Origin of the sequence: uncultured Marinobacter sp., from assembly GCF_963974375.1 — a bacterium.
In the GTDB taxonomy this organism is placed as follows: domain Bacteria; phylum Pseudomonadota; class Gammaproteobacteria; order Pseudomonadales; family Oleiphilaceae; genus Marinobacter.
In genome coordinates, this window is the sequence record NZ_CAXBDN010000329.1 from 1 (window position 1) to 4,026 (window position 4,026).

5 protein-coding genes are annotated in these 4,026 nt (G+C 54.8%); 2 read left to right on the plus strand and 3 right to left on the minus strand.

Annotated elements, in window-relative coordinates:
- Positions 1-55 precede the first annotated feature (55 nt).
- A complete protein-coding gene (locus AAC035_RS19345; protein ID WP_339806748.1) occupies positions 56-1,195 on the plus strand; it encodes a hypothetical protein in 1,140 nt (379 codons plus the stop codon).
- 399 nt (positions 1,196-1,594) lie between these two features.
- Positions 1,595-1,831 (plus strand): addiction module protein, encoded by a 237-nt coding sequence (locus AAC035_RS19350; protein WP_339806749.1) that lies wholly within the window; start codon positions 1,595-1,597, stop codon positions 1,829-1,831.
- 468 nt (positions 1,832-2,299) lie between these two features.
- Here the strand turns inward: AAC035_RS19350 and AAC035_RS19355 are convergent, their stop codons facing one another.
- The 3 genes from AAC035_RS19355 to AAC035_RS19365 all read right to left on the minus strand — a co-directional run.
- On the minus strand, positions 2,300-2,674 hold the full coding sequence (locus AAC035_RS19355) for a hypothetical protein (protein ID WP_339806751.1): 375 nt from the start codon (positions 2,672-2,674) through the stop codon (positions 2,300-2,302).
- A gap of 133 nt (positions 2,675-2,807) precedes the next feature.
- The gene (locus AAC035_RS19360; RefSeq protein WP_339806752.1) at positions 2,808-3,194 is read right to left on the minus strand and encodes a hypothetical protein; all 387 of its coding nucleotides are present in this window, start codon (positions 3,192-3,194) and stop codon (positions 2,808-2,810) included.
- A partial coding sequence (locus AAC035_RS19365) for a hypothetical protein (RefSeq protein WP_339806753.1) occupies positions 3,173-4,026 on the minus strand: 854 nt, incomplete at its 5' end. The genes AAC035_RS19360 and AAC035_RS19365, both read right to left, overlap by 22 nt.

Genomic DNA, 4,026 nt, shown 5'->3' on the forward strand with positions numbered 1-4,026 from the left:
TGTAGCTTACGGAAAATTCTACTTTTGATCACCGCTGTTTTTCGGGGGGATTACCGTGGAACTGACGGCCGATACCGGCACCCGGATGGTCTGTGATGTGGTGCCTCAGTGCGAACAGCCGGGCTCCGGGCCTGTTGCTTTTGGGCAGGCCATGGCACTGGACAGCGCCTTCAGCCTCCGCGGTGCCGGTGACCTGATCACGGAAACCGTGCATCTGACCCCACTGACCCATCTGGCCGTCACCCTGGCGGAACGCAGCTCTGACGGGCTTTCTCCCAGGGCGCTCGCTGACGCCTACCAGACTGTGGAAGGCTGGTTTGGCCTGGCTGCGGGTTCCATGCGCCTCGCCCCGCCGGACCTGACCCGGTTGGACGACTTGGGCAGTGTGACCGCCGACGCCCTGCAGGTGGCCATTGCCAACGCCGCTTTCCTGGCTCTGGTGAACGACAACGCCCAATGGAACACTATCTCCGAAGTACTCATCGACCTGGTCAATCAGACCCGTGAAACCGGCCAGATCAGTTTGATGGGTGACGGCACCAACGTATCCCTGGCGGATCTCATTGCCACCGCGGCGGTTCAGGCATCCGCGCTCCAGGCTACCGTGCACTCAAGCACCATCAGCCAGAAACTGGTTGTGGTGGAGTACAGCAATGTGCAGCATTTCAAGACGATTGCGGATGTTTACGACGAAACCGATACCATCGTTGCGGACACGGACGGGACCGCAAATGACACCGCAGATGACACCTCAGGCGACACGACCACTGATACCTCCTTGGACAATACCCAGGATTCGATTGCGGACACTACCGGGTCCGATACCACCACTGGCGACGACAGCACCACTGACACCGTAGCCGATTCCGGAACAGGCACCGACGCCAGCGAACCACCGGCCAACGAAATCACCCCGGAAGAAATTCTTGTCTCCAACACAGCGCTGCTGAGCTGGACTGCGCCCCTCACACGTGAGAACGGGGAAAGTCTCGCCATGGGGGAAATCGCCGGTTTTGAAGTGGTCTACGGCACCAGCGCAGACAGCCTGGACCAGAGCCTCGCCATCGGTGATGCCTCAGTGGATCAACTGCTGGTGGACGAACTCAGCACCGGCACCTGGTACTTCGCTATCCGCACCCTTGATACCAACGGCAATCGCAGCCGCCTTTCCGAGGTGGTTCACAAGCAGATCTGAATCGGTGCCGATTTAGGAGGATGCCTGTCTCTTTCAGGGCAGGTAGAGCAGGGCAGGCGACTGCGAGCGGCCTGATTCCCCACCCAAAAGAGCGAAAACAACGAACTGGTCAATAGCCAGGGGCTTCGCTTGGCCTGAGTTCGGGGAAACAGGCCGGGGTTTGGCAAAGTTGGCGAATTTGTGGCCAGTGAGGTCAGGAGTGGTGGTTTTGGGCAGGTGCTGTCGGTGTTAGGAAGAGGGTTTCAGGCTTTCTTCTTTGGGAGTGCCCTTCTTTGGGAGTGCCTGTCCATGCAAAAAAAGGTGTCGGTCCATGCAAAAAAAGGTGTCGCAGTGCTTGGTCTTGTTATGGGGTAAAACATCCTGCATCATTTATCTATGCTTATCTCCACGGAGCGTCAAATGACTGCGGTAGAGCTCGAAACCCTAAGAAATGCTGCCCTGACCCTTTCTGAGCAAGAGCGTGCTACTTTAGCGAGGGATCTGGTGGCCAGTTTAGACGGTCCTGCAGATGACAGCGTTGCAGAGGCTTGGGACCGTGAGATTTGTCGCAGAATCCAACGGATTGAGTCAGGAGAAGCAAAGCTACTTGATCCAAAGGATGTTTTGTCCCGCGCCAGAGCCCGAATCGGAGGCTGATAGCTTTGCAAGTATGAGTCAGCAGGGAAGCTGCCACGGAATTCGAAGAAGCTGTTTTCTGGTATGAGCAAGAAGAAGTTGGGCTCGGAAGACGCCTGATTGATGCTTTTGAGCAAGCGATCAGGCTGCTCGAAGAACCAAATCCCCCACTTGTTCCAGTTTCCCACAAAACTGCGGAAGCCGGGGCGAGTCAGCTTATACTTCGTAGATTCCCTTTCTCGCTCATAACCATCGAAAAAGACCGAACTATCATAGTCGTTGCGTTTGCCCATCACTCAAGAAAACCAGGCTACTGGCGGCGCCGGATTATTCTATAACGAAGATCAGAGCGATTATGACAGGCATTAGCAAGCACTTCGGTGATGATAACCGGAGAGCCCGTGGTCGCGACAGCCAGTATCGGGCTTGCTTCTTCGAGAGTGCCTGTCCACGCCGGATCTTTGTCCAGGCCAATTAATAATGCAGCTTCTAAAGTGCAGGCGCTTGTATGGCCGGAAGATAAAGAGCAACCTGAATTCCCATCATAAGAAGGGCGACGGTAGCCAGGTAAGAAAGGTCACTGATCCGTCGTCTATCTGCTGAAATCAGCCAAAAACGGGCATAAACGTAGATCAGCATGCCCAGCCCCAAAACAGCAGCCAGCCAAGGTTGCATCAGGAAGTCGAGCAGGTTCGAGCCCATCAAAGGTGCCCCCGGAGCGTACAGACCGTTACTGATTTCCTGAAAACCATTGCGGTTGAACGGTATCGCCAACAGCGAAAGTGAAAGGAAGATAGCTGCAATACGCGCCAGGAAAAACAAAGCTCGGCCGAGGAAACGGGTGATGGGAAAAGAGCTTGTCATTCATTGGCCTCACTATTATTGGCTGACCAATCTGGCACGTCCACGCGCTTGGGAGTGATTATCTGTGTGTGCCTATCCAAGCCTTCCCCCATCACAATGCCTTTTCGCAGAATTAATCATTGCGGGTGAAAAGCTATGGTTTGAAAAGGTAAAAGAAAGGAGCGCTCAGGAACATCACCATCAAACCGTAAATTGCTCCACAGGCGATAGCTCTTTCAAACCAGTTCGCGAAAGACCGGACGTCCAGGCCAGGGTAGATCGATTGAAATCTCTCCAGCCGTTGTACGCGAGGTATTGCACAGGCCCAGGCAAACAGCGAAGTATTGATAAATCCAAAATCAAGGGTGCCGGTATCCCAGTAGTCCCCGGTTGCCCTCAGCTTTTTCTTCAGGCGATGGGTCAACGTGAGCCTGAGGAGCAAAAGCCCAAAGAACATGCTTGCCCCGCCGCCAAGTCCTAAGAGAGCAAAAAATGAAGTCAGCGAATGATTAGCCATGCTTACCACTGGTCGTACATCCATCCCGCGAAATCCTTGACCGCATAATCCACTCCAACGGCTGTTGCACCGGCAACAACGATGCCAATCGCAAGCCCGACTGGCGTCACGGCAATCACGGTACCGATCACAGCTCCCGCAAGAATGCCTAGTCCAAACGAACTACCCTCAACAACCGCTTTGCGCTGCCAGTTGGGATCATTGTTTTTCCAGCTACGGTGAACACTGCTGGCACGAAGATAACCATCAAACACCACAACCCCGGGGCCGGCCACACGCGCGACCTTGGCAAGTCCGGTGAGCTTTCGCACGTCCGCTGTATCGGCCACAGGAATGGACTCCCACACGGTGCGGCCGGCCGCGTTGGTGGTCTGGCGCATGCCGAAGGTATTGTTGTTCAGGTAGTTCAGCGACTTGTCATTGAGTACCCGGTTCATTTTCTTGAAGGCAGCGTCCGCCTGCATTTTCGCGGAGTTGATCATTGCGGGTGAAGCCCGGTGATTCTTCAGATCCTCATAGCGCTTGTTCGCAAGATCGTAGTCGTTGATGGCACTCAATACTCTGTTGGATTGTGCAGCGGCGGCGCCCATACCGTTGCCGCCAAAGGTGTTTAGGTCACCAACATACTGAGCAATTTTTGTGTCCCAAAGCAGGTTGGCCAGGCCCATGGTTGCGGCACCACCAGCATAGTGGCTCAGGTGAGAGAGCGTTTGTTGTTCTTCAGCCGTGCAGGCCTTGAGCGGAGCAATACAAACGGAATCACCCTGGCCGGAAGACGGAACAACTAATGGCTTGTTGGGTGGGCAGATACATTGGTGACCGGAGGATTGCCCGTTGGCAGCCAGAAACTTAGTCT